The organism is Lutibacter sp. (assembly GCF_041562875.1).
Lineage (GTDB): Bacteria > Bacteroidota > Bacteroidia > Flavobacteriales > Flavobacteriaceae > Lutibacter.
Window position 1 is genome coordinate 21578 of the sequence record NZ_JBFFOE010000015.1, and the last position, 21232, is coordinate 42809.

The window sequence follows — 21232 nt, forward strand, 5'->3', positions numbered from 1 at the left end:
TTACCAAGTATCTTTGTATAAATTATAATAGATAATGAGAAAATTATTTGATAATACTGAAGTAGCATTTGCTATAAAATCAAATTCTGAGCTTGATAGAGCTTATTATTTGTTTGAAATGATAAAAAGACAACCATTAGTTAAAATTGGAACTACCTTAACTAAGTTTGCATTAAAAGCTTATTTACCTGTTGAAGGTATTATTCGAGCTACTGTTTTTGACCATTTTTGTGGTGGTGTAACAGAGACTGATTGTATGCCAATTATTGATAAAATGTACACTAAAAACGTACATTCTGTCTTAGATTATTCAGCCGAAGGAAAAGAAGTTGAAGAGCATTTTGATTTGGCAATGGAAAAAACACTTAACACCATTAAATTTGGCAAAGAAAAAGTAAGTTTACCATTTGCTGTATTTAAGCCAACAGGTTTTGGAAGGTTAAAAATTTATCAGAAAATAACTGAAGGAGAAAAATTAGATGCTCACGAAGAAGTAGAGTGGAAGCGTATAAAAGAAAGATATGATACCGTAAGCAAAGCGGCATTTGAAGCTGGTATACCACTTCTAATTGACGCAGAAGAAACATGGATGCAAGCTGCAGCTGATGACTTAATTGAAGAAATGATGGTAAAATACAATAAAGAAAAAGTTATTGTTTTTGGTACCTTACAGTTATATCGTTGGGATCGTTTTGATTATTTAAAGAAATTACATGAACGTTCTAAAGAACAAGGATTTAAAATTGGCATGAAATTAGTTCGTGGAGCTTACATGGAAAAAGAGCGTGAACGAGCTGAAGAATATGGTTATAAAGATCCAATTTGTGCTAATAAAGCAGCTACAGATAAAATGTACAATGATGTTCAAGAATACATGATTAACAACATTGAAGAAATGGCTGTTTTTTCTGGAACTCATAATGAAGAGAGTTCATATTCATTAATGGATTTAATTGAAAAATATAATTTAGAAAAAGACGACAAGAGAATTTGGTTTGGTCAATTATTTGGAATGAGTGATCATATAAGTTTTAATTCAGCTAAAGAAGGTTATAATGTAGCTAAATATTTACCTTTTGGACCTGTTAGAGATGTGATGCCTTATTTAATTAGACGTGCCGAAGAAAATACGTCGGTTGCAGGTCAAACAAATCGCGAACTTGAACTGTTAAAACGTGAGCGAGTTAGACGTAAAATATAAATTTATTAGAAATTAAAAAAGAAAAAGAGCTGATTTACCAGCTCTTTTTCTTTTTTAATAAAATAAACTAAATAGAATTATTCCTTTTTGAAAAGTTCTCATTAATATAAAAATCTATACAACAAAAAGATCTAAAAATTCTTAAAATAGAAAGGTTGCACCTAATAATTACCCAATTTCAGTTTAATATTGCAATGCTTTTGATAGATTTATAATTAGAAAGTTTAAGAATAAACATAACAAGTTAAAAATTAAATTCTTATGAGATCTATCATTCTTTAACTTTTGTGATATTATACGAAATAAAACAACTACTTTTGCAGCCTCTAAAAAAAATAAGAAAATGCAATCTATCAGAAACATAGCTATTATAGCTCACGTTGACCACGGTAAAACAACTTTGGTTGATAAAATTATTGACCAAGCTCATATCCTAGATGAGCGCAAGGTGAGAACAGAATTATTATTAGATAATAATGATTTAGAACGTGAAAGAGGGATTACAATTTTATCTAAAAACGTTTCTATCGTATATAAAGGTGTAAAAATTAATGTTATTGACACACCTGGTCACGCTGATTTTGGTGGTGAAGTTGAACGTGTTTTAAAAATGGCTGATGGTGTATTATTATTAGTTGATGCATTTGAAGGCCCAATGCCTCAAACTCGTTTTGTTTTAGGAAAAGCTTTAGAACTTGGATTAACTCCTATTGTTGTTATCAATAAAGTTGACAAACAAAACTGTACACCAGATTTAGTTCATGATAAAGTATTTGATTTAATGTTTGCTTTAGATGCAACTGAAGAACAGTTAAATTTCGCTTCAGTTTATGGTTCAGCTAAACAAGGTTGGATGAGTTATGACTGGAAAGATGAAACAGATAATATTATTCCTTTATTAGATTCAATTATTGAAAATATTCCTGCATCTCCATACTATGAAGGAACAGCTCAAATGCAAATTACGTCATTAGATTTTACATCTTTTGTTGGTCGTATTGCAATTGGCCGTGTTTTTAGAGGTGATTTAGAAGAAGGAAAAGATTATATGTTATGTAAAGCTGATGGTAGCTTTAAAAAAGTTAGAATTAAAGAATTACATACTTTTGAAGGCTTAGGTAAAGATAGAGCTTCAAAAGTAAGAAGTGGAGATATTTGTGCAATAACTGGTATTGAAGGATTTGAAATAGGTGATACTATTGCCGATTTAGAAAACCCAGAAGCATTGCCAAGGTTAAAAGTAGATGAACCTACAATGAGTATGTTGTTTACAATTAATAATTCTCCTTTTTATGGAAAAGAAGGAAAATATGTTACCTCTCGTCACTTACGTGATAGATTGTACAAAGAAACTGAAAAGAATTTAGCGCTTAGAGTTGAAGATACGGATACAGAAGATAAATTTAATGTGTTTGGACGTGGAATTTTGCATTTATCAGTGTTAATTGAAACAATGCGTAGAGAAGGATATGAAATGCAAGTTGGTCGTCCACAAGTTATTATAAAAGAAATTGATGGTGTTAAATGTGAGCCTTATGAAACTTTAGTAATTAATGTTCCTGAAGAACTATCAAGTAAAGCAATTAACTTGGTAAGTCTTAGAAAAGGAGATATGTTAGTTATGGAACCAAAAGGAGATATGCAACATTTAGAATTTGATATTCCTTCACGTGGTTTAATAGGTTTACGTAATAAAATATTAACAGCTACACAAGGAGAAGCTATTATCAATCATAGATTACGTGGTTTTGATGTATATAAAGGAGAAATTTCAACTTCTAATAATGGAGCTTTAATTTCAGGAGATGCAGGTAAAGCAACAGCTTATTCAATTGATAAACTGGGAGATAGAGGTATTTTCTTTATTGATATAAACCAGGAAATTTACAAAGGACAAATTGTTGGTGAAAATAATAGACAAGATGATATGTCTATTAATTTAACGAAAGGTAAAAAATTAACAAACGTTCGTAAATCAGGAACAGATACTGCCGTTAATATTGCTCCAAAGAAAGAATTTTCTTTAGAAGAATGTATGGAGTATATTAAAGATGATGAATATTTAGAAGTAACTCCGCTTAGTTTAAGAATGCGTAAAATTTTGTATAAGTAAATTTTTAACATATAAATTATTTAAAAGCTTCCATTAATGTGGAAGCTTTTTTTATGCTTTACAATCAGTAACTTATCTAAAATACACATAAAAGTTGTAGGGTAACTTTTGTTACCACTATTACTTCAAACTTTTATAATTATAAATGGTCAAAGTGTTAAATAAAAAATTAAAAACAAATAATGAGAAATTTAACTTTATTTACCATAGTGTTTTTTTTTGTACTAATTAGTTGTTCAGAAAATGATGACATTGATGAAATTAATGTAACTACCCAAGAAACAAAGCTATCTCAACAAGAAATAGATGATTTAAAATTTTTAAGAGAAGAAGAAAAATTAGCAAGAGATGTATATTTATTTTCATTTGATAAATATGAAGATCCCATTTTTAGTGGTATTTCACAAAGTGAGCAGCTACATATGGATAATGTTTTAACATTGTTAAATGAATATGAGATTGCCGACCCAGCATCAACAGAAAGAGGTGTTTTTACAGATGAACTTTTACAAAATCTATATGATAGTTTAATAGCGCAATCTGACCAATCATTAGTTGATGCTTTAATAGTAGGAGCTATTATAGAAGATTTAGATATTAAGGATTTGAAAGAACTTCGTTTAACATCAAATAAGGATGATATTATTGAAGTATGTGAAATTTTAGAATGTGGATCTAGAAATCATATGCGAAATTTCACAAACCAATTAGAACTTAATAATACTCTTTATACACCTATTTATATATCATTAGAAGAATATAACGAAATTATAAGCAGTCCTTTTGAGTTTTGTGGAGCTTACTATAACTACCCAATCACACAATAATATTATTGCTCCTCCTATGGAAGCAGTAAAAAGAAGATACAAGATTTCGTATAAGACAAAAGAAGAATTTGTTGATGCAATAACTAATTGTGCTTTAAACCCTATAGAACAAAACGCTTTAATGAGTGGAACTATACACCAGTTTAACGTTATGCCTAAGCAACCTTTTAATAAAGATGAGATAATTAAAATTGCAGAATATGTTTTGAAAATGAAATAGAAAAACCTGCATGGTTTGAAAGTAATTTTGATGATGAGCATGCAAATGGTATGGGAAATGGGCAGGGTAGAGGAATGGGAAATATAAAGTTAAATAACTAGTAACTTCATCTTTGTTATTTAAGAAGCATCTTATAAACTGTGTGAGTTTAAAAAATAATTTGGAATAACTGAAGCTATTTTTTATTAAATCATAAATAACAAAGAAGAATAATTTTACTGCAAAACTTTTTTTATAAAATTAATTTTTAATATTAATAATGATCATGCCCACCTTCGCAATTACAATTGCATCCAGATTTATTATGTGAAACTGGCGCTACAGCTTCTAATGTTCCATTAATTAGTTTTTCAATTGCAGTATCAGGATCTATTTCTTCAATTTTATAGCATGCAACATTATTTCTAGCTAATTTTTGAACTAAACCCTCACCAATACCTCGTGTCAATAAAATATCAACGCCTGATAAGAAACTATTAAAAATACCATTTTCATTATGAGAAGTATGATGCAAAGTTTCATTTTTAGCAAGCTCTAAAACATTTTTACTTTCAATATTTGTGTCATTGATTGTGTATATTAAAAAATTTCTACACTTACCTGCATGTTCAAATATTATTTTTTTATTCTGTGATGCAACAGCAACTATTGTTTTCATATTATTTTGTTTTACACAAACTTAATTCTAATAACTTGAGTATTTTGCAACTTAGGTTACTACATTAAATCATATTTAGACCATTATTTTACTCATATTTATATTGTTATTATTAACAAAATTCAAAGTTATTAACAATTTAAAAAAAAATAGTTTAATCTTTTAAATATTTTTTAAGATTACTAAACTTCATCAGTTTTCGTGTAATTTAAGAAATAATTTGAGTGTAAAATGAAGAGTAAAGCCCTATTTTAATTGAGTATGTTGATAATCATGGGTCTAATATATTATTTAATAATTATATGATGTAAGAAAGGTAAATTTGTTTTTTTAGCTTTTTATTCAGGCTAAAGTAAAAGTTTTTAACAAAAAAATTTGTTTATTTTAATAATTGTATATACATTTGATGTATATACAATAGTAGTATAGATAATTGTTGTCCCCCCGAAGTTGAATATTAATAATAAAAATGATGAGCTAAATTTACCTGACTTAACAATTGCAAATATTTTGCATACAGGTAATTGGATGAATGAAAAATTTTCAGATCATTTAAAGCAATATGCGTTATCTATTCAACAATTTCAAGTATTAAGTTCTTTAAGAGTATTGAAAGGTGAACCTGCAAATCTTTTAACCTTGCAAGCCGAAATGGTAAGTAAGAATAGTAATACAACTCGTTTAGTTGAAAAATTACGATTGAAAGGTTTAATTACAAGAGTTCAAAGTGAAGAAAATAGGAGGAAAGTGGAAATCAGAATTACAGATGCTGGTTTAAGCTTATTGGAAGAGATTGAAACTTTGCATACAGATTTTCAAAATAACATTGTTGGTAATTTAACAAACGATGAAATTTCAACTCTAAACAAATTATTGGAAAAAATTAGGAATAAATAAATCAACCCCAAACACGAGTGATTTTTATATGATATAATGTTTATCACCCCATAAACATTATATCATAAAAGTCAAAAAGTAAATTGATTATTAACATTAAAATAAAAAGTAAAAATATAAGAATAAATAAATCAACCCTAAATGAAATTGTTTTTTTGAATATTTGAAATCATTACCCTTGATATATCAAAATCTAAAAAAACAAAATATTTTAATAAGCATGATTGAAAAAGTAAGAACAAATTAATTAGTAAGAATTTGTAAAAAATAAATCAATCCAAAGAGGTGGTCTCACTGTAGTCACATACTAAAAAAGCAGTCCGAAAAGTGCTTTATATAGTTAGATGGTTAGTAAGAACTTTGTTTCTGCCTCTTTAATTTTAAGAAAACAATAAATAAATCAACCCCCAAAACCCCAAAAGATTATGATTTCAAAATCATTAACTTTTTTTAAAAAAATAGCTGTATTTGCTATATTCAATAGCATTGTGTTTGAAATTAGTTTTAATAAAACTTCCTTATTAAAACATATATTTACTTCTGTTTTAATTGGTTTTAAAAATTTATTATTCTTTTTAGAATTAAGTAAAAATAAATACAATACTAAAACCAGCCGCAACATATTTATCAATCTGAAAACCTTTCCCACAACGGTGTTTTGTACGATAATAATTGCGGCTGTCTTTTAAACTTTAAAATCCCAAAATAAAAATCCAAACTTAACCCCAATTATCATGAAATCTTTAAAAATTAATTTACTATTATTTGCATTCGTATGCACTTTTATTACTTCTTGTTCTAAAGAAGAAGATGGAATTTATTTTAATGAAATAAATGAAGTAAAAGTAGAATATTCCACTATGGAATTAGAAATACTAGACCTTGTTAATGCTCATAGAGAAGAATTGGGCTTGCAAGCTTTAACCAACTTAAACATCATATCTTCTGTAGCATTATCACATACAACTTACATGGCGGAAACACATTTGGTAAATCACAATAATTTTGCTGAAAGACAAGAAAACTTAGTTTTAAAAGCCAATGCTTTATCAGTTGGTGAAAATGTAGCATATGGATTTAACACTTCAAGTGGTGTTGTAAACGGTTGGCTAAATAGTGATGCTCATAGGGCAATTATAGAAAATAGTGATTATACACACTTTGGAATTTCTATTGAACAAAATAATGAAGGTAAAAATTATTTTACACAAATATTTATCAAACAATAATCTGTAAAACTTATTAATTATGATTTTAATAGAAAAAATTCCTCGGAAAAAAATAATTATTGAAAGAATTTACATAAACACATTAACTCCAAATTTTCAATTTAAAAATAAATACGGAAAAATAATTATGCCAATGAGAAATTGCATTAAACTCTAAAAGTAGAGAAACTGTTGTCCCCACAATAAAAAACAGCTGTAAAATCTTATAATTGTCGTCCCCACAACGGTAGTATAATAAGAATTTAGTTTACAACTGTTTTTCTTTAAATAAATTTCATAAAAAACAGCCGTAATATACTTGAAAAACTGTCGTCCCCACGATAATTTCTTTAAAATCAATCTATCACGACTGTAAATCTTTTAACCTTATTTAGTAAATAATGTTAAAAGATTAAATATTCTTGAATTATTTTTAGGTTTTGTAAATGTAATTTATAAGAATTATAATTCCAATTATTTTTTACTTAAATTTAATTCATTTTTATGATGTTTCTTTAAATTCTACAACTATTATTAATACATTAAATTTTAAAATGGAAAATTTAAATAAATTTACTTTCACATTAACTGTGAATGAAAGTGAGATTGATGATTTAAATCATGTGAATAACATTCATTATATTAAATGGGTCCAAGAAGCGGCCCAAAAACATTGGAGTATATTGAGTAATCCTAATTTAGACGCTTTATATGTATGGGTAGTTTTAAGACATGAAATAGATTATATTTCATCGGCAAAATTACATGACAATATAACTGTAAATACTTGGATTGGAAATTCTTATGGCGTTAAATCTGAACGTTTTGTTGAGATTAAAAAAGATTCAAAAGTAATAGCAAAAGCTAAAACTATTTGGTGCTTATTAGATAAAAAGACAATGAAACCTTCAAGAATTCCTTTAGAAATAATAAAAGTTTTAGAGTTAAAAAACGACTAAAATATGAACGCTAATTTAGTGTAATTACTTATTTTTTTCTTCAATCCATTTGGCCATATATTTTGTGCTTTTTAATGTGTGATGCATAAATATTGTGCCTATAAAATTATTTAGTCTATGTTTTTCAATATTTTTATTGAGAAATTCAATTTTACAAAGTAATTTTTCCCGGTGTTTTTCTTTTAAAAAACAATTGTTTATAATTTTAATTCCATTTTGCTGAGCATTTAACCATAGATTTTCATTTGTGTATAGTTCAATTGCGTTTAGAGCAAATTCTTTAGGATCATCCGTTATAAAACCATTCCAGGGTAATTTATTGTGCATTGCTTCAGATCCAATAGTTGAAGTAATACTGGGAGTTCCACACTGCATTGCTTCAATTAATTTACCTTTTAATCCAGCTCCAAATTGAAGAGGAGCCAAGCATACTTTAGCACTCTTAAATACTTCACTTGAGTTTTTAACCCAACCTTTTATTAAAAAGCCTTCTTTCTCATTGTTTAATTGATATACTTTTTCAGTTGCATAAGCACCATAAACAAGCATTTTTGAGTTAGGTAACTTTTGTTTAATTAAAGGCCAGATGTTTGTTTTTAAATGGATAGCAGCATTCCAATTAGGTTCGTGTTTAAAATTTCCAATAGTCATAAAATGATTTCGATCGTGGAAAGTAGGATAGGAGTTTAACAATTCTACATTTAAACTATCCAATAAAAAAGGGAGATATTGTAAAAGCGATTTATCAACTTTAAATGTTTTTTTCAACAAATTCATTTCATATTTTGAAATAATAAGTGTTAAATCACAGCGATAAATGCTTGCTAATTCACGCTTTGTTAAATCATTTATTAACAAGTCTAATGATACTTCTGTGTTATTTTTATAAGCTATTTGTCTAGCATTTCTTAAAAAATGCAAATCTTCAGTATCTAATATTCGTATCGCATTTGGACAATTTTCAGCAATTCTCCATCCAAATTGTTCTTCTATTAAGAACCTGTCAAATAAAACAATGTTTGGATTTAAGTCCACTATAAGGGAGTCAAAGCTAGAGTCATTTAGCTTAATTTCAATGGTTTGAATATTTAATTTATCTAAATTATAAGAATTATTAGTTTTTGATGCAGCACAAACAAAAGTTATTTTATAATTTTCATGTTGAAATAATTCAATAAGCTGAAGCATTCTAGAACCCGCTGCAGTAGATGTGGGCTCTGGCCAAACAAATCCAATAATTAGTAAATTTTTCATAGGACTTCAAAAATAATAAAGTTATTAAAGTTACTGCATAAAAAACCTGAATTTTTAAATTCAGGTTTTTTATAGTTTATTATAATTCAATACAAATTAAATCCACCCTTTTTCTTCTGATTTTTTAGAATACCAAATTAAAAATACAGCAATTCCAATAACTACTATTGGCATTATTAATTTAGAGGCTGTAACTTCCATATAATCTTGGATAAAAAAGTTGTAAATAAACTGAATTAGAACAGCTAATAACGATAAAACAAATAAAGTTACCGCCCATTTTTTTCTTAATAAAAGAGCAAAACATCCAATTAAGCCTGCAAAAACAGCAATTGCAAAAGCAGCAGTAACCCAAGCGGGTATATTGTTATAGTATATTTGTTCATTTTCAGGTAAGGCTCCTAAAATTTCATCAGTCATATAGGCTTGTCCTAAATAAGCGGCAACTCCCATAATATTCCAAATTAATGCGGCAATGCCAATAATCCAAAAAGTTGGTGTTGGTTTGTTAATTGAATTTGTCATAATTAGAATTTAAAATTAATATATAGTTTTGTTCAAATTAAAGAATTTAACAAAAATTAAGTAAATATTTGAATTTATGCAAATTAACATCTTTACTACTAAAATAGTTTAACAGGGTTGTAATTTTTGTGATTATATATATTTTTCATCTGAAATTCATTTAATAAAAATCTATAAGCGATAAGAAAAGAGGCTAAAGTTTTTGATTGCTGTAAATTTATTTTAATGAAATACATACAAAATTTAGATGCATCTTTCTTGTTTTTTACATACAAGAAATGTTAAGTATTATTTTAACATACAAAGTATAGATGTTAAATATATTAACAGTGCTATAGCTTTTTCTTTTAATTTGTCGGTAAATGGTACAAAAGTCCTATTAAAAATAGGCTTTTTTAGCTCTAAACAATTAAAAACAACTATTTTAATTAAATAGTTTTAAAAAATTGAAATTGAAATGTTATATTTGCAAAAAAATAAACAATTTAAAATATATAATAGTTAATGGCTGGATCACAAGAAACCTTTGGTAAAAAAGAAAGAGAAAAAAAACGTCTAAAGAAAAAACAAGATAAACTGTTAAAGAAAGAAGAGCGTAAAGCTAGTGGACAGGAGAATGAGTTTATTTATGTTGATGAATTTGGACAGCTTACTGATACCCCAATGGATCCTTCTAAAAAAATTAAAGTGGATGCTTCAACTATTGAAATAGGAATACCTAAAAAAGAAGATAGAGAAGTAGAAGAAGTAGCAGATAAGGTAGGAAAAGTTTCTTTCTTTGACACTTCTAAAGGTTTTGGTTTTATTATCGATACCACTTCTCAAGAAAAATATTTTGTTCACGTTAGTGGATTATTAGAAGATGTAAAAGAAAATGACAAAGTAACTTTTGAATTAGAGCGTGGTTTAAAAGGTATGAATGCAGTTAGAGTAAAGAAAGTTTAATTTTAAACCTTTCTTTAATGACTCATCCTTAAATAGTTTAAAGTCATTATAAATTCACAAAAAACCAGAGAAGTTAATTCTCTGGTTTTTTTTGCATAAATACATATCAAGATTTTACCGTAAGTAAAGCTGAAATTTGTTAAAATTCTTTACTTCTGTTTTTTTATTTTAGAGTTTGAGAATTCTGTAAGTCTTCATTAGACTAAAAGCAAAGTTTAATTTTTTATTTCATGAAAATTTTAACATAAAAAATTCTTCCGTAATGTTAATTAAGTACTTATTATATTTATTAATAAAAGTGGGGAAGACGTTTATATTTGTATTGAAATCTAACAATTATTAGAGTGTTTTATTTGTCATAAAAGGCCTTATTACTTAGAATAAGTATTACTTTTGAATAAATTTTCACAGGTTAAAATATTTTTACAAAATAACTATAATTCTGTTAGACCTATCTTCTAAATATTTAAAATTATAATGACAATTTCATACAAGCAATATTATGGCTCTTAAAAAAGCCATAAAACACATGCTTATTAGCACTCTAGCTTTTGCATGTATGAATGTTATAGTAAAATACTTAGTACATGTAAATGCATTTCAAATTGTATTTTTCAGATCTGCAAGCTCCTTGTTTTTTACCTTTGGGTTTCTTTTAAAAGAAGGTATTCCAATTCTTGGAAATAATAAAAAAATATTGATAATTAGAGGTTTGGCAGGCGTAATTTCTATGACACTTTTTTTTATGTCAATAAAATATTTATCTGTTGGTACTGCAGTTTCTTTGAGATATTTAGCACCCATTTTTGCAGGTATTTTTGCTGTAATTTTTATGAAGGAAAAAATATGGCCTTTGCAATGGTTGTTTTTTATAATGGCATTTGTAGGCGTGCTCATATTAAAAGGTTTAGATTCCCAAATAAATACTTTTGGTCTTATATTGGTGTTAATTGCTTCCGTAACAAGTGGATTGGTATACATCATTATTACTAAAATTGGAAAAAGTGAACATCCCGTTGTTGTTGTTAATTATTTTATGGTAATTGCAACTTTAGTAGGTGGTGTTTTATCTATTAAAAACTGGGTGAATCCTGAAGGAATTGAATGGCTCTTGTTATTTAGCCTAGGTGTTTTTGGTTATTATGGACAATTAAACATGACAAAGGCTTTTCAAACTGGCAAAACCAACCAAGTGGCACCCGTTAAATATGTTGAAGTAATTTTTACAGTATTATTTGGTTTATTCTTATTTAATGAAGTTTATACATTTTGGAGTTTATTAGGTATCGCTATGATTATAGGATCTTTAATATTAAATGTATTTTATAAAGGTCATATGGAAAAATAATTATTTTGAATTATATATAAAGTATTTCATGAAACCTTCATATTAATTGACTTATTTAAAACTGTTAAATTCGTAAATTACTTTAAAAAAAAGCATTGCTCTATTTAGAACAATGCCAAATATAAAATATAGTTATAGTTAACTATTTAATTTTTATCCAAGGCTTACCTACCTTTAAAATATTTTTTCCAGCAACATCATTAATAATTATGGCTCCCATCATATACCAAGCACCTAAAGCACAAATTATTAGTACATACGCAGCAACGGTTGTTAATTGTGGAAATCCAAAATGAGCCAAGTCTAAGAGAATAAATCCTATAAGAAGTGCTGTAAATGTAAATGCCATTGCTGTATGGATAAATAAAGAACCTATCCAAAAAATTAGTGTTAAAAGCGTCCAAGCAACTAGGTAAAAACCAACATCAGTTCCTGAAGATGTATAAATTTGAAAATAATTTAAAATCCAAATTACACCAAGTCCAATCCAAAAGGCACCAAAACTTGAAAATGCAGCGAATCCAAAATTATTACCTGTTTTTTGTTCCATAAAACCAGCAATCATCTGTGCTAATCCACCAAAGATAAATCCCATAGAAACCACAGGACCTAAACCGCACAAACCTAAATTATGAAATTGTAATAATAAAGTAGTTAAACCAAATCCTGCCAATCCAACAACAGCTGGATTTCCTAATTTTACTGTACTCATAAATTTTTTTTAAAGATGCGCAAAATACTTACAATCCCTTTAAATAATTAGTGATATTTGTCACTTAATTTAATTAATTACGATAGCGTTTTCGAAGGGTTATAAGCTTCACATTTATAAAATAATGAATGCATCAGTACATAAATAAATCCTATTTATATTTAGTAAAATCTAAATCTAATTCATTGAAGTTATTGGCGGCTTTTACCAAAAGAGCAGAGCCAATGGTTTCAAACAAATGACTTGTTTTTAAAACATATTCAGCTTGTTTATCGATTTTATAATTAGGAACTCCTATAATCGTTAAATCGGTCTGTTTTGAATTCGTTTCAATCAAATTATAAAATGAAATTTGCTCAACAATATTTTCTGAGCTTTTAGCCGAAGGGTTACTTCGCTTTTGAAAAGCAATTTTTTTATCTTTAAAACTTCTTAGAAAAGTAAAGTAACACTTATTTATGCTGACAGATAAAAAGGAGGGAAGTAGAATGTGGTGAAATGAAATTATTTATTTAAATTTAAATCATTAAGTTTGATCTTTAAATTTTGAATTGTAAAATATGAGCAAAACAGTTATTTCAAAGACTTTATTAGATCAAATTAAAGCTGGAAATGTAATTTTATTTTTAGGATCTGTTTCAGATGTCTAAAGAAAAATTACGAAAAGATAAGAATTGCTTAAACTGCCAACAGAAGGTAGAGCATCGCTATTGTCCACACTGTGGGCAGGAAAATTCAGAAATAACAAAATCATTTTATCATCTGTTTAAACATTTTTTTGAAGACTTAACGCACTATGATAGTTCTTTCTGGAAAACTATTTTTAATTTATTCTTTAAGCCTGCTGCATTAACTAAAGAATATTTATTAGGAAAGCGATTATCCTTTTTGCCACCAGTACGTTTGTATATTTTTATAAGTTTCATCACCTTTTTTTTAATATCCTTATTTTCAAATGAAACTGTTGAAGTTAAAAAAATACCTTTAGAAAAATCTAAAAATGAAGTAGTTATACCTTCTATTGATTCTTTACATATTAAAGAAAAAAGTATAGATGGTTTAACCAAGGTGGGAATACTTTCCCAACAAAATAATGATACTATTATAAAAATATTAAAACAAATAAAAGGAATTGATAAAAAAGAAGTTGCCGATTTCGGTTATGAATCTATCTCAGAATTAGACTCGATTCAAAAACAAAGTAGTGAAGAAAAAAAAGTAAGTGCCACCGAATATTGGTTTCTTAAAAAATGGCTTACTGTTAAGCAAGAGAACACGAATGAGCAAATTATTGAAAAGTTCATGTCTTCCTTTACTGGTAATTTACCAAAAGTATTGTTTATGTACATGCCTATTTTTGCTCTCATATTATGGATGTTTCATGATAAGAAAAAATGGTATTATTTTGATCATAGTATCTTTACACTTCACTATTTTTCATTTTTACTTTTATTAATTTTAATCTTATTTTTCATAGATAAAATGATTCCATTGTTAGGCAATTCTCCTTTTGTAGATTGGGCTAAATTTGGTTTTAAATCCATAGGAGTTTTATGGATGATTTATTACTATTTTCCTGCACACCGCCGTTTATATGGGCAGCCAATTATGAAATCCTTCTTTAAAAGTAGTGCAATAATCATTATTAATCTATTATTAATCATGCTATTAACAATAACTTTTGCCTTATATACTTATATGAATATCCAGTAATTTTAACTAAAACTCTTAGTTGCATAATCAATGGCTAAACCAACAATACAAAAAGTATTATAGTATATCGCATTATGTAATTTTGCTTGGGATAAAACGAAAAACTTTTTTCAAAAAATTATTCTAGGAAACTTCTTCTACAATGTTAATGAAACCGAGGTACGAGGTTCACGAGCTGTTATTTGTAAAATAAAAGAGTAGCGAGTAAACACTTTTTATGCGATGACGTAGGAGGGAAGCATCATATGTGTGGAATTGATTATTTTCAATGATTACTATATAGTTAGCCCTTAAAAAGCCCTTTCCTTTTTGACTGATGTACATCATTTTTTATAACAATAAGGTGAATTAACTTAGAGTTTATGAAACATACACAATTCTTGAAATTTACTATTGGTATTATCATTTTCATAATGCCATTAATAACAGCATTCAGTCAAAATAACCTTTCAGCAAAGGATATTGTTAAGAAAGCAGATGATAACATGCGAGGTAAAACTTCACAAGCAGATATTACAATTAAAATTATCAGACCTACCTGGAGCAGAGAAATGAATATGAAAGCCTGGTCTAAGGGCGATGATTATTCTATGATTTTAGTCACTTCACCAGCCAAAGAAAAAGGTACTGTTTTTTTAAAACGTATAAAAGAGGTTTGGAACTGGATTCCGTCTATTGAGCGTACTATAAAATTGCCACCTTCAATGATGTCACAAAGTTGGATGGGAACCGACTTTACTAATGACGATTTAGTGAAAGAAGCCTCTTCTGTAGTTGATTATGATCATACATTGTTAGGAAAAGAAATTGTTTTAGAGAAAGACTGTTATAAAATTGAAATGATTCCTAAACCTTCAGCAGCTATTGTATGGGAAAAGGTGATTGTTTGGATTGATACGAAAGATTTTTTGCAATTAAAAGCCGAATTCTATGATGAAGATGGCGAATTGGTGAATAGTATGAATTCTAGTGCCATTAAGGAAATGGGCGGTAGAAAAATAACTTCAAAAATTGAAATGTTCCCAGTTGATAAAAAAGGAAACAGTACTGTTATACTTTATAATGATATTGTTTTTGATATTCCTATTAATGATAACTTCTTCACCACAAGAAATATGAAACAATTAAAATGATGCTGTTAAAATTAGCTTGGTTAAATATATGGCGTAATAAACGCAGAACAATCATCACAGCTACCTCTGTGTTTTTTGCAGTGTTGCTGGCAATAATTTTCCGTTCGCTAACTGATGGTATTTATGATAATATGATTCATAATGTAGTTAGTTATTCATCCGGTTATCTACAAATTCATCAAAAAGGCTATTGGGATGAGCAATCTATTGACAATACGTTTGAGGAAGATGAACAACTATATCTAAAATTGCTCAAAAATCCGAATGTAACACACTTAATGCCTCGTTTACAAACATTTGCACTGGCATCCTACGCCGACAAAACAAAAGGTGTACTTATTTTAGGAATAGATCCTGCTAAAGAAAAAGCGGTAAACAATCTTCACGAAAAAATTACAGATGGTAAATACATAGAAACAAGTGATGAAAATGCTGTTGTTTTAGGTGAAGGTTTAGCATCTCAGCTAAAATTAAGGGTAAATGATACTTTGGTGCTGTTAGGTCAGGGCTATCACGCAAGCAGTGCCGCAGCAAAATTTAAAGTGAAAGGACTCATAAAATTAGGAGCTATTGAATTGAATAACAATGTGGTATATATACCAATAAATCAATCTCAATATATGCATGGAGCTAAGAATCGTTTAACATCGGTTTCAGTAATGTTAGATAAAACAACCAATTTAGAAAGCTTAAAATATTCCTTACAAGAGTCTATAAATCCTGATAAATATGAAGTGATGACTTGGAAAGAAATGATGCCCGAAATGGACCAGTTTATTGAAGCAGACAGTACAGGACATTATATTATTATTGGTGTGCTATATTTTATCATTTCATTTGGGTTATTTGGTACGTTATTGATGATGATTTTTGAAAGAAAACATGAACTGGGAATCTTGATAGCCATAGGAATGAAAAAGCGTTTACTTGCCATTATTCTTTTATTAGAATCTATACTAATTTCCTTAATTGGGTGTTTTTCAGGTATTATTGCAGGTATTCTGGTTGTAAAATGGTTTACAATTCATCCCATTCATTTAACGGGTGAACTAAAGCAAGTTTATGAAGATTATGGCATAGAATCTATTATATACTTTTCTAGTCAAGAGAAAATTTTTATAATTCAAACTTTAATTGTTTTAGCATTATCTATCCTGTTAGCCTTTTATCCAGGTTATAAGGTGATGAAATTAAAACCTATTGAAGCTATAAATAGTTAGTTATGTTGTTTCAAATTGCTTGGCGGAATATTTGGAGGAATAAATCCAGAAGCTTAGTGGTCATAAGCTCTATCATTATTGGTGTATGGGCAGGAATTTTTATTCTGTCTTTTTCTTGGGGTTTATATAAAAATAATATTAATGAGTCTGTGTATAAACAATTATCACATATTCAAATACATCACCCAACTTTTGGAGAAGAAAAGGATTCTAAATTTACCATACAGAATACTAATAAGATTGTAAAGCAATTTCAATCTGATAACCGTATTGCATCCGTAAGTTCACGTGTTATTGCAACAGGCATGATAACGTCACCAACAACCGCAAGTGGTGTGAAGATTTACGGAATCAATCCCGCTTCAGAAATTTCCCAGATAGCTTTAAACAAAAGTGTAAGAGAAGGCTCATATTTTGATTCGGGAAAAGCTAATGAGATTCTTATTGGCAAAAAACTGGCCAAAAAACTTAAAATAAAGCTTAAAAGTAAAGTAGTATTAACCTTTACCACTGTTAATTCAGAAATTGTTTCGGGAGCTTTTAGAGTTGGGGGAATTTACAAATCTAAAAACATTTCGTTGGATGAAGTGAATGTCTATGTTCAACAAGAACACCTTAGGGAATTGTTAGAATTAAAGTCTTCTGAGAGTCATGAAATTGCCATATTGGTAAAAGATGAAGTACAACTGGATAGTATTAAAAATGATAGTAGAACGATAGTTTCTGAAGGTAAAATTGAAGATTGGAAAGAATTGTCTCCCGAATTGGGAATGATTATAGAATCGTTTAACCTTTATACCTACATCATTAGCGGCATCATTTTATTAGCATTAACTTTTGGTATAATTAACACAATGTTAATGTCTGTTTTAGAGCGTATTAGAGAACTCGGAATGCTGATGGCAATTGGGTTAAACAAGCGTAAAATATTTATAATGATTATGCTGGAAACCATTTATTTATCGGCACTAGGTTGTCCAATGGGCTTGTTAGTAGGATGGCTAACTGTTGCTATATTAGGAAAAACAGGAATTAATATTTCTATGTTTTCTGAAGGATTAGCATCCTACGGATTCAGTTCCATGATTTATCCTGCATTAGATCAGGAAAAATATATAATTATTGTAACTATGTGTTTAATAACAGCCGTATTATCAGCTATTTATCCCGCTTATAAAGCACTGCAATTAAACCCTTCAGAAGCAATACGTAAAATTTAAAGTGATGGCAAAAACAATTATAGATGCACATAATGTGAGTAAAACATTCAACCCAAAAACAGTTCCGGTTTATGCGGTTCAAAATGTACATCTTCACATAGAAGAAGGGGAGTTTGTTGCTTTAGTTGGACCATCTGGTTCTGGGAAATCTACACTATTGAATATGATAGGCGGATTGGATGAACCAACAACAGGAAGCGTAATTGTAGATGGTATTGAAATAACAAAGCTTTCAGAAAACAAATTGATAGATTTCAGATTGCACAATATTGGGTTTGTATTTCAGTCCTTTAATTTAATTCCTGTGCTTACAGCAAAAGAGAATATTGGTTTTGTATTGCAGTTACAACATATGCAAAAAAAGGAACGTGAAAAACGGGTACTTACTTTATTAAAAGAAGTAGATCTTGAAGATAAAATTGATAGTAAACCCGGTCAGCTTTCTGGTGGGCAACAACAGCGTGTGGCGGTTGCTAGAGCTTTAGCGTCTAAGCCAAAAATAATATTAGCTGATGAACCCACAGCAAATTTAGACTCTAAATCAGCGGCCAATTTATTGGATATTATGGCAAAATTGAATAAAGAAGAGAAGATTACTTTTTTATTCTCAACACACGACCAACGTGTTATAAAAAAAGCACGACGCGTTATAACTTTGGTAGATGGAAAAATAGCTTCAGATGTTGAACAAACACCTACGTAAACCAAATGAAAAAGCTGTTTTTAACATACCTGCTACTATTTACTTTAACGGCTATAAATGCCCAAGAAAAGGAACAAAAATTATTTTTATCAGGTTATGTAAAGAATCTTCATGAATTTAGTTTTATTGACAAGTTAGATCAATTACAATGGACTACTTTGTTACACAACAGATTAAATTTTAAATATCTTCCTTCAGAAGCTATTACCGTTAGAATTGAACTTAGAAATAGATTGTTTTATGGTGATAATGTTAAAAACATATTCGGTTTTTCTCAAATGATTTCAATTGATAATGGTATTACAGATCTGTCTTGGAATATTGTTGACAACAAAGACATTCTTTTTAATACAACTATTGATAGGGCTTTGGTGAATTATACCAAAGGTAATTGGGATATCACATTAGGGAGACAACGTGTAAATTGGGGAATGAATTTAGTTTGGAATCCCAATGACATTTTTAATACCTACAATATTTTGGATTTTGATTACGAAGAACGCCCGGGAAGTGATGCTGCTCGCATACAATATTATTTGGATGACTTCAGCAAACTAGAATTTTCAGCAAAAAAGGGGAGAGGTAAAGATGATTATATTGTGGCAACAATGTATAAATTTAATAAATGGTTGTATGATATTCAATTAATTACGGGTGTTTATCAAAAGGATTGGGTGATTGGCACTGGCTGGGCTGGAAATTTAAAAAATGCTGGTTTTAAAGGCGAAATTTCTTATTTTGTTCCTTATAAAACGTATTTAAACGCTAAAAATATAGTAAGCAGTTCTATAGCTGTAGATTATGGTTTTAAAAAAGGGCTCTATATCAATGGCTCTCTTTTATATAACAGCAATGCTAATGCTACAACAAACAGGTTAGATAATTTAATGTATTCCAATTTAAATGCGAAAAATCTAATGCCCTTTAAATATTCAGGATTTGTGCAATTGTCAAAAGAAATTTCTCCCATTTTTTTTGTAAGTATGAGCACTATTTATTCACCCACAAAACATTCTCTCATCACAATTCCAAGTTTCAATTATTCCATTGCTACAGATTGGGAATTTAATTTTACAGCACAATCATTTTTTGAATTTGAAAAGTATCAAGCAATAGAGAATAGGCTTTTTTTTAGAGTACGGTGGAGTTTCTAAAAAAGCTCAGTTACTTTTAAAAAAAGCACCGTTACTTATTAAAAAAGCTCAGTTACTTATTAAATAAGTACCGTTACTTATTTTTTTTTCAAAGGAGCTTTTTCATAAAACAATTAAAACCTTTATTTAGTGGCACTTATGAAGTAATTATATGGGCTATTGAAAGGAGAAAAGTTCAATGCGTGTAGAATGGAAATAAATTGATACTTTTACTAATCATTGAATTTTTACTCTTAAAAGTAAGAGAAATCTTAGGGAATTCATTTTAAAAACTTTAGTTTAAATTGTTAAAAACAGCAAATAATGAGACATCGTTTTGAACATAAAAATCATCAAATTCTACCTTTTAATAAATTTATTATAAGAGTCATTAAGTACTTCTTATTTTCAATGCTTTTAATAATTTTTTCATTGGGAATTGGAACTTTTGGATACCATTATTTTGCCGAAACATCTTGGATAGATGCTTTTTATAATGCCTCTATGATTTTAACAGGAATGGGACCTGTAGATGAAATGGTTACAACAACTGCAAAATTATTTTCTTCGTTTTATGCGCTTTTTAGCGGAATCGTTTTTTTAAGTACTGTTGCCGTAATTTTTGCTCCAATAGCACATCGTTTATTACATTTTTTACACGTTGAAGAAAATAAAAATGAATAAACTACCTAAAATAATTTAGTATAATTACAAATTCAGTTGAATGCTGTTTATTTAGAATTCTATATTTAAAATTTTAATAATCCATGAATCCAACGTTTAGCCATTATTTTTAGTTGGCTTAAATAGTTTTGCTTGTTCAAGTATTTGTAAGGTGACTTCAGTAATATTGTACAATAAAATATATTGTATTTGTGTAGCTTCATTATTTGTAATAAGTAATTGCGTGCTTATTTCTTCTAGGCTACTTTCAATATTTTCTATTTTGCTATTATTTTGAGTTGTTAACCAATCGAATGCTTCATCTAAAGCTTTTAAAATATGGTTTTCAAATACTACTACATTTAAAGTTTGTTTTGTATGTTCATTTCTATGTGCTCCCAATGCTGATAAGTATGAAAGTAAAGCGTGGTTTAAGTAGGTTAGTGTAAAAGCTGTTTCTTTTAGTTTCTGATGTTTTTGAGGATCTAATTGCATATTTTGCCAAGCCATAACCAACGCATTATCTGCCCGGTGTGCTTCTCTTCTTGCAATTCTATAGGTTAAATCATCCGTTATAGGA

General features: G+C 28.5%; 22 protein-coding genes. 16 read left to right on the forward strand and 6 right to left on the reverse strand.

Annotated features, from left to right (window positions below):
* The first annotated feature begins 34 nt into the window (after positions 1-34).
* From ABY863_RS03755 to ABY863_RS03770, 4 genes are all read left to right on the forward strand, one after another.
* Entirely contained in the window at positions 35-1201 is a 1167-nt protein-coding gene (locus tag ABY863_RS03755; protein ID WP_372792928.1) for a proline dehydrogenase family protein, read from the forward strand.
* Positions 1202-1544: 343 nt separating this feature from the next.
* Positions 1545-3314, forward strand: a complete 1770-nt coding sequence (typA, locus tag ABY863_RS03760; protein ID WP_372792929.1) for a translational GTPase TypA — start codon at positions 1545-1547, stop codon at positions 3312-3314.
* Between the two features lie 182 nt (positions 3315-3496).
* The gene (locus ABY863_RS03765) at positions 3497-4141 is read left to right on the forward strand and encodes a DUF2202 domain-containing protein (RefSeq protein ID WP_372792930.1); all 645 of its coding nucleotides are present in this window, start codon (positions 3497-3499) and stop codon (positions 4139-4141) included.
* A 16-nt stretch (positions 4142-4157) separates the two neighbouring features.
* On the forward strand, positions 4158-4361 hold the full coding sequence (locus ABY863_RS03770; protein ID WP_372792931.1) for a hypothetical protein: 204 nt from the start codon (positions 4158-4160) through the stop codon (positions 4359-4361).
* Between the two features lie 253 nt (positions 4362-4614).
* Here ABY863_RS03770 and ABY863_RS03775 read toward each other — a convergent pair whose 3' ends face one another.
* Positions 4615-5019 (reverse strand): NifB/NifX family molybdenum-iron cluster-binding protein, encoded by a 405-nt coding sequence (locus ABY863_RS03775; RefSeq protein ID WP_372792932.1) that lies wholly within the window; start codon positions 5017-5019, stop codon positions 4615-4617.
* A 450-nt stretch (positions 5020-5469) separates the two neighbouring features.
* Here ABY863_RS03775 and ABY863_RS03780 point away from each other — a divergent pair, with 450 nt between their 5' ends.
* The 3 genes from ABY863_RS03780 to ABY863_RS03790 all read left to right on the forward strand — a co-directional run bounded on the left by ABY863_RS03780 (position 5470) and on the right by ABY863_RS03790 (position 8083).
* Entirely contained in the window at positions 5470-5916 is a 447-nt protein-coding gene (locus tag ABY863_RS03780) for a MarR family winged helix-turn-helix transcriptional regulator (RefSeq protein ID WP_372792933.1), read from the forward strand.
* A gap of 734 nt (positions 5917-6650) precedes the next feature.
* Positions 6651-7145 carry a CAP domain-containing protein gene (locus ABY863_RS03785; RefSeq protein ID WP_372792934.1) on the forward strand — a complete coding sequence of 165 codons (495 nt, stop codon included), beginning with the start codon at positions 6651-6653 and terminating at the stop codon, positions 7143-7145.
* A gap of 533 nt (positions 7146-7678) precedes the next feature.
* The gene (locus tag ABY863_RS03790) at positions 7679-8083 is read left to right on the forward strand and encodes an acyl-CoA thioesterase (protein WP_372792935.1); all 405 of its coding nucleotides are present in this window, start codon (positions 7679-7681) and stop codon (positions 8081-8083) included.
* Between the two features lie 24 nt (positions 8084-8107).
* Here ABY863_RS03790 and ABY863_RS03795 read toward each other — a convergent pair whose 3' ends face one another.
* Together ABY863_RS03795 and ABY863_RS03800 are read right to left on the reverse strand one after the other, a co-directional pair.
* Positions 8108-9337 (reverse strand): glycosyltransferase family 4 protein, encoded by a 1230-nt coding sequence (locus ABY863_RS03795; RefSeq protein ID WP_372792936.1) that lies wholly within the window; start codon positions 9335-9337, stop codon positions 8108-8110.
* Between the two features lie 96 nt (positions 9338-9433).
* A complete protein-coding gene (locus ABY863_RS03800) occupies positions 9434-9862 on the reverse strand; it encodes a hypothetical protein (protein ID WP_372792937.1) in 429 nt (142 codons plus the stop codon).
* A 504-nt stretch (positions 9863-10366) separates the two neighbouring features.
* Between ABY863_RS03800 and ABY863_RS03805 the strand changes: the two genes are divergently transcribed.
* Together ABY863_RS03805 and ABY863_RS03810 are read left to right on the forward strand one after the other, a co-directional pair.
* On the forward strand, positions 10367-10807 hold the full coding sequence (locus ABY863_RS03805; RefSeq protein WP_372792938.1) for a cold-shock protein: 441 nt from the start codon (positions 10367-10369) through the stop codon (positions 10805-10807).
* A 502-nt stretch (positions 10808-11309) separates the two neighbouring features.
* A complete protein-coding gene (locus tag ABY863_RS03810; RefSeq protein WP_372792939.1) occupies positions 11310-12155 on the forward strand; it encodes a DMT family transporter in 846 nt (281 codons plus the stop codon).
* Between the two features lie 142 nt (positions 12156-12297).
* On the opposite strand, the gene ABY863_RS03815 is transcribed toward ABY863_RS03810, so the two are convergent.
* Together ABY863_RS03815 and ABY863_RS03820 are read right to left on the reverse strand one after the other, a co-directional pair.
* Complete coding sequence (locus ABY863_RS03815; RefSeq protein WP_372792940.1) at positions 12298-12867, reverse strand: acetate uptake transporter; 570 nt, start codon at positions 12865-12867, stop codon at positions 12298-12300.
* Positions 12868-13018: 151 nt separating this feature from the next.
* Entirely contained in the window at positions 13019-13204 is a 186-nt protein-coding gene (locus tag ABY863_RS03820; protein ID WP_372792941.1) for a hypothetical protein, read from the reverse strand.
* A 305-nt stretch (positions 13205-13509) separates the two neighbouring features.
* On the opposite strand from ABY863_RS03820, the gene ABY863_RS03825 reads away from it, so the two are divergent.
* From ABY863_RS03825 to ABY863_RS03855, 7 genes are all read left to right on the forward strand, one after another.
* A complete protein-coding gene (locus ABY863_RS03825) occupies positions 13510-14580 on the forward strand; it encodes a DUF3667 domain-containing protein (RefSeq protein ID WP_372792942.1) in 1071 nt (356 codons plus the stop codon).
* A 362-nt stretch (positions 14581-14942) separates the two neighbouring features.
* Complete coding sequence (locus ABY863_RS03830) at positions 14943-15713, forward strand: outer membrane lipoprotein-sorting protein (RefSeq protein ID WP_372792943.1); 771 nt, start codon at positions 14943-14945, stop codon at positions 15711-15713.
* Complete coding sequence (locus ABY863_RS03835; protein WP_372792944.1) at positions 15713-16933, forward strand: ABC transporter permease; 1221 nt, start codon at positions 15713-15715, stop codon at positions 16931-16933. The genes ABY863_RS03830 and ABY863_RS03835 overlap by 1 nt, the downstream gene beginning before the upstream one ends.
* Positions 16934-16935: 2 nt before the next feature.
* Entirely contained in the window at positions 16936-18153 is a 1218-nt protein-coding gene (locus tag ABY863_RS03840; RefSeq protein ID WP_372792945.1) for an ABC transporter permease, read from the forward strand.
* A 4-nt stretch (positions 18154-18157) separates the two neighbouring features.
* Positions 18158-18856, forward strand: coding sequence for an ABC transporter ATP-binding protein (locus ABY863_RS03845; RefSeq protein ID WP_372792946.1), 699 nt, complete (start codon positions 18158-18160; stop codon positions 18854-18856).
* Between the two features lie 5 nt (positions 18857-18861).
* Positions 18862-20010, forward strand: a complete 1149-nt coding sequence (locus tag ABY863_RS03850; protein ID WP_372792947.1) for a hypothetical protein — start codon at positions 18862-18864, stop codon at positions 20008-20010.
* Between the two features lie 303 nt (positions 20011-20313).
* Positions 20314-20673, forward strand: coding sequence for a hypothetical protein (locus tag ABY863_RS03855; RefSeq protein ID WP_372792948.1), 360 nt, complete (start codon positions 20314-20316; stop codon positions 20671-20673).
* A gap of 96 nt (positions 20674-20769) precedes the next feature.
* Here the strand turns inward: ABY863_RS03855 and ABY863_RS03860 are convergent.
* A partial coding sequence (locus tag ABY863_RS03860; protein ID WP_372792949.1) for a hypothetical protein occupies positions 20770-21232 on the reverse strand: 463 nt, incomplete at its 5' end.

Bases quoted from the DNA above. Each gene is read 5' to 3' on its own strand.
- ABY863_RS03830 (WP_372792943.1), top strand. From the start codon at position 14,943: ATGAAACATACACAATTCTTGAAATTTACTATTGGTATTATCATTTTC.
- ABY863_RS03790 (WP_372792935.1), top strand. From the start codon at position 7,679: ATGGAAAATTTAAATAAATTTACTTTCACATTAACTGTGAATGAAAGT.
- ABY863_RS03855 (WP_372792948.1), top strand. From the start codon at position 20,314: ATGAGACATCGTTTTGAACATAAAAATCATCAAATTCTACCTTTTAAT.
- ABY863_RS03845 (WP_372792946.1), top strand. From the start codon at position 18,158: ATGGCAAAAACAATTATAGATGCACATAATGTGAGTAAAACATTCAAC.
- ABY863_RS03770 (WP_372792931.1), top strand. From the start codon at position 4,158: ATGGAAGCAGTAAAAAGAAGATACAAGATTTCGTATAAGACAAAAGAA.
- ABY863_RS03765 (WP_372792930.1), top strand. From the start codon at position 3,497: ATGAGAAATTTAACTTTATTTACCATAGTGTTTTTTTTTGTACTAATT.
- ABY863_RS03755 (WP_372792928.1), top strand. From the start codon at position 35: ATGAGAAAATTATTTGATAATACTGAAGTAGCATTTGCTATAAAATCA.
- ABY863_RS03810 (WP_372792939.1), top strand. From the start codon at position 11,310: ATGGCTCTTAAAAAAGCCATAAAACACATGCTTATTAGCACTCTAGCT.
- typA (WP_372792929.1), top strand. From the start codon at position 1,545: ATGCAATCTATCAGAAACATAGCTATTATAGCTCACGTTGACCACGGT.
- ABY863_RS03775 (WP_372792932.1), bottom strand. From the start codon at position 5,019: ATGAAAACAATAGTTGCTGTTGCATCACAGAATAAAAAAATAATATTT.
- ABY863_RS03815 (WP_372792940.1), bottom strand. From the start codon at position 12,867: ATGAGTACAGTAAAATTAGGAAATCCAGCTGTTGTTGGATTGGCAGGA.
- ABY863_RS03800 (WP_372792937.1), bottom strand. From the start codon at position 9,862: ATGACAAATTCAATTAACAAACCAACACCAACTTTTTGGATTATTGGC.
- ABY863_RS03840 (WP_372792945.1), top strand. From the start codon at position 16,936: ATGTTGTTTCAAATTGCTTGGCGGAATATTTGGAGGAATAAATCCAGA.
- ABY863_RS03795 (WP_372792936.1), bottom strand. From the start codon at position 9,337: ATGAAAAATTTACTAATTATTGGATTTGTTTGGCCAGAGCCCACATCT.
- ABY863_RS03805 (WP_372792938.1), top strand. From the start codon at position 10,367: ATGGCTGGATCACAAGAAACCTTTGGTAAAAAAGAAAGAGAAAAAAAA.
- ABY863_RS03850 (WP_372792947.1), top strand. From the start codon at position 18,862: ATGAAAAAGCTGTTTTTAACATACCTGCTACTATTTACTTTAACGGCT.
- ABY863_RS03825 (WP_372792942.1), top strand. From the start codon at position 13,510: ATGTCTAAAGAAAAATTACGAAAAGATAAGAATTGCTTAAACTGCCAA.
- ABY863_RS03835 (WP_372792944.1), top strand. From the start codon at position 15,713: ATGCTGTTAAAATTAGCTTGGTTAAATATATGGCGTAATAAACGCAGA.
- ABY863_RS03785 (WP_372792934.1), top strand. From the start codon at position 6,651: ATGAAATCTTTAAAAATTAATTTACTATTATTTGCATTCGTATGCACT.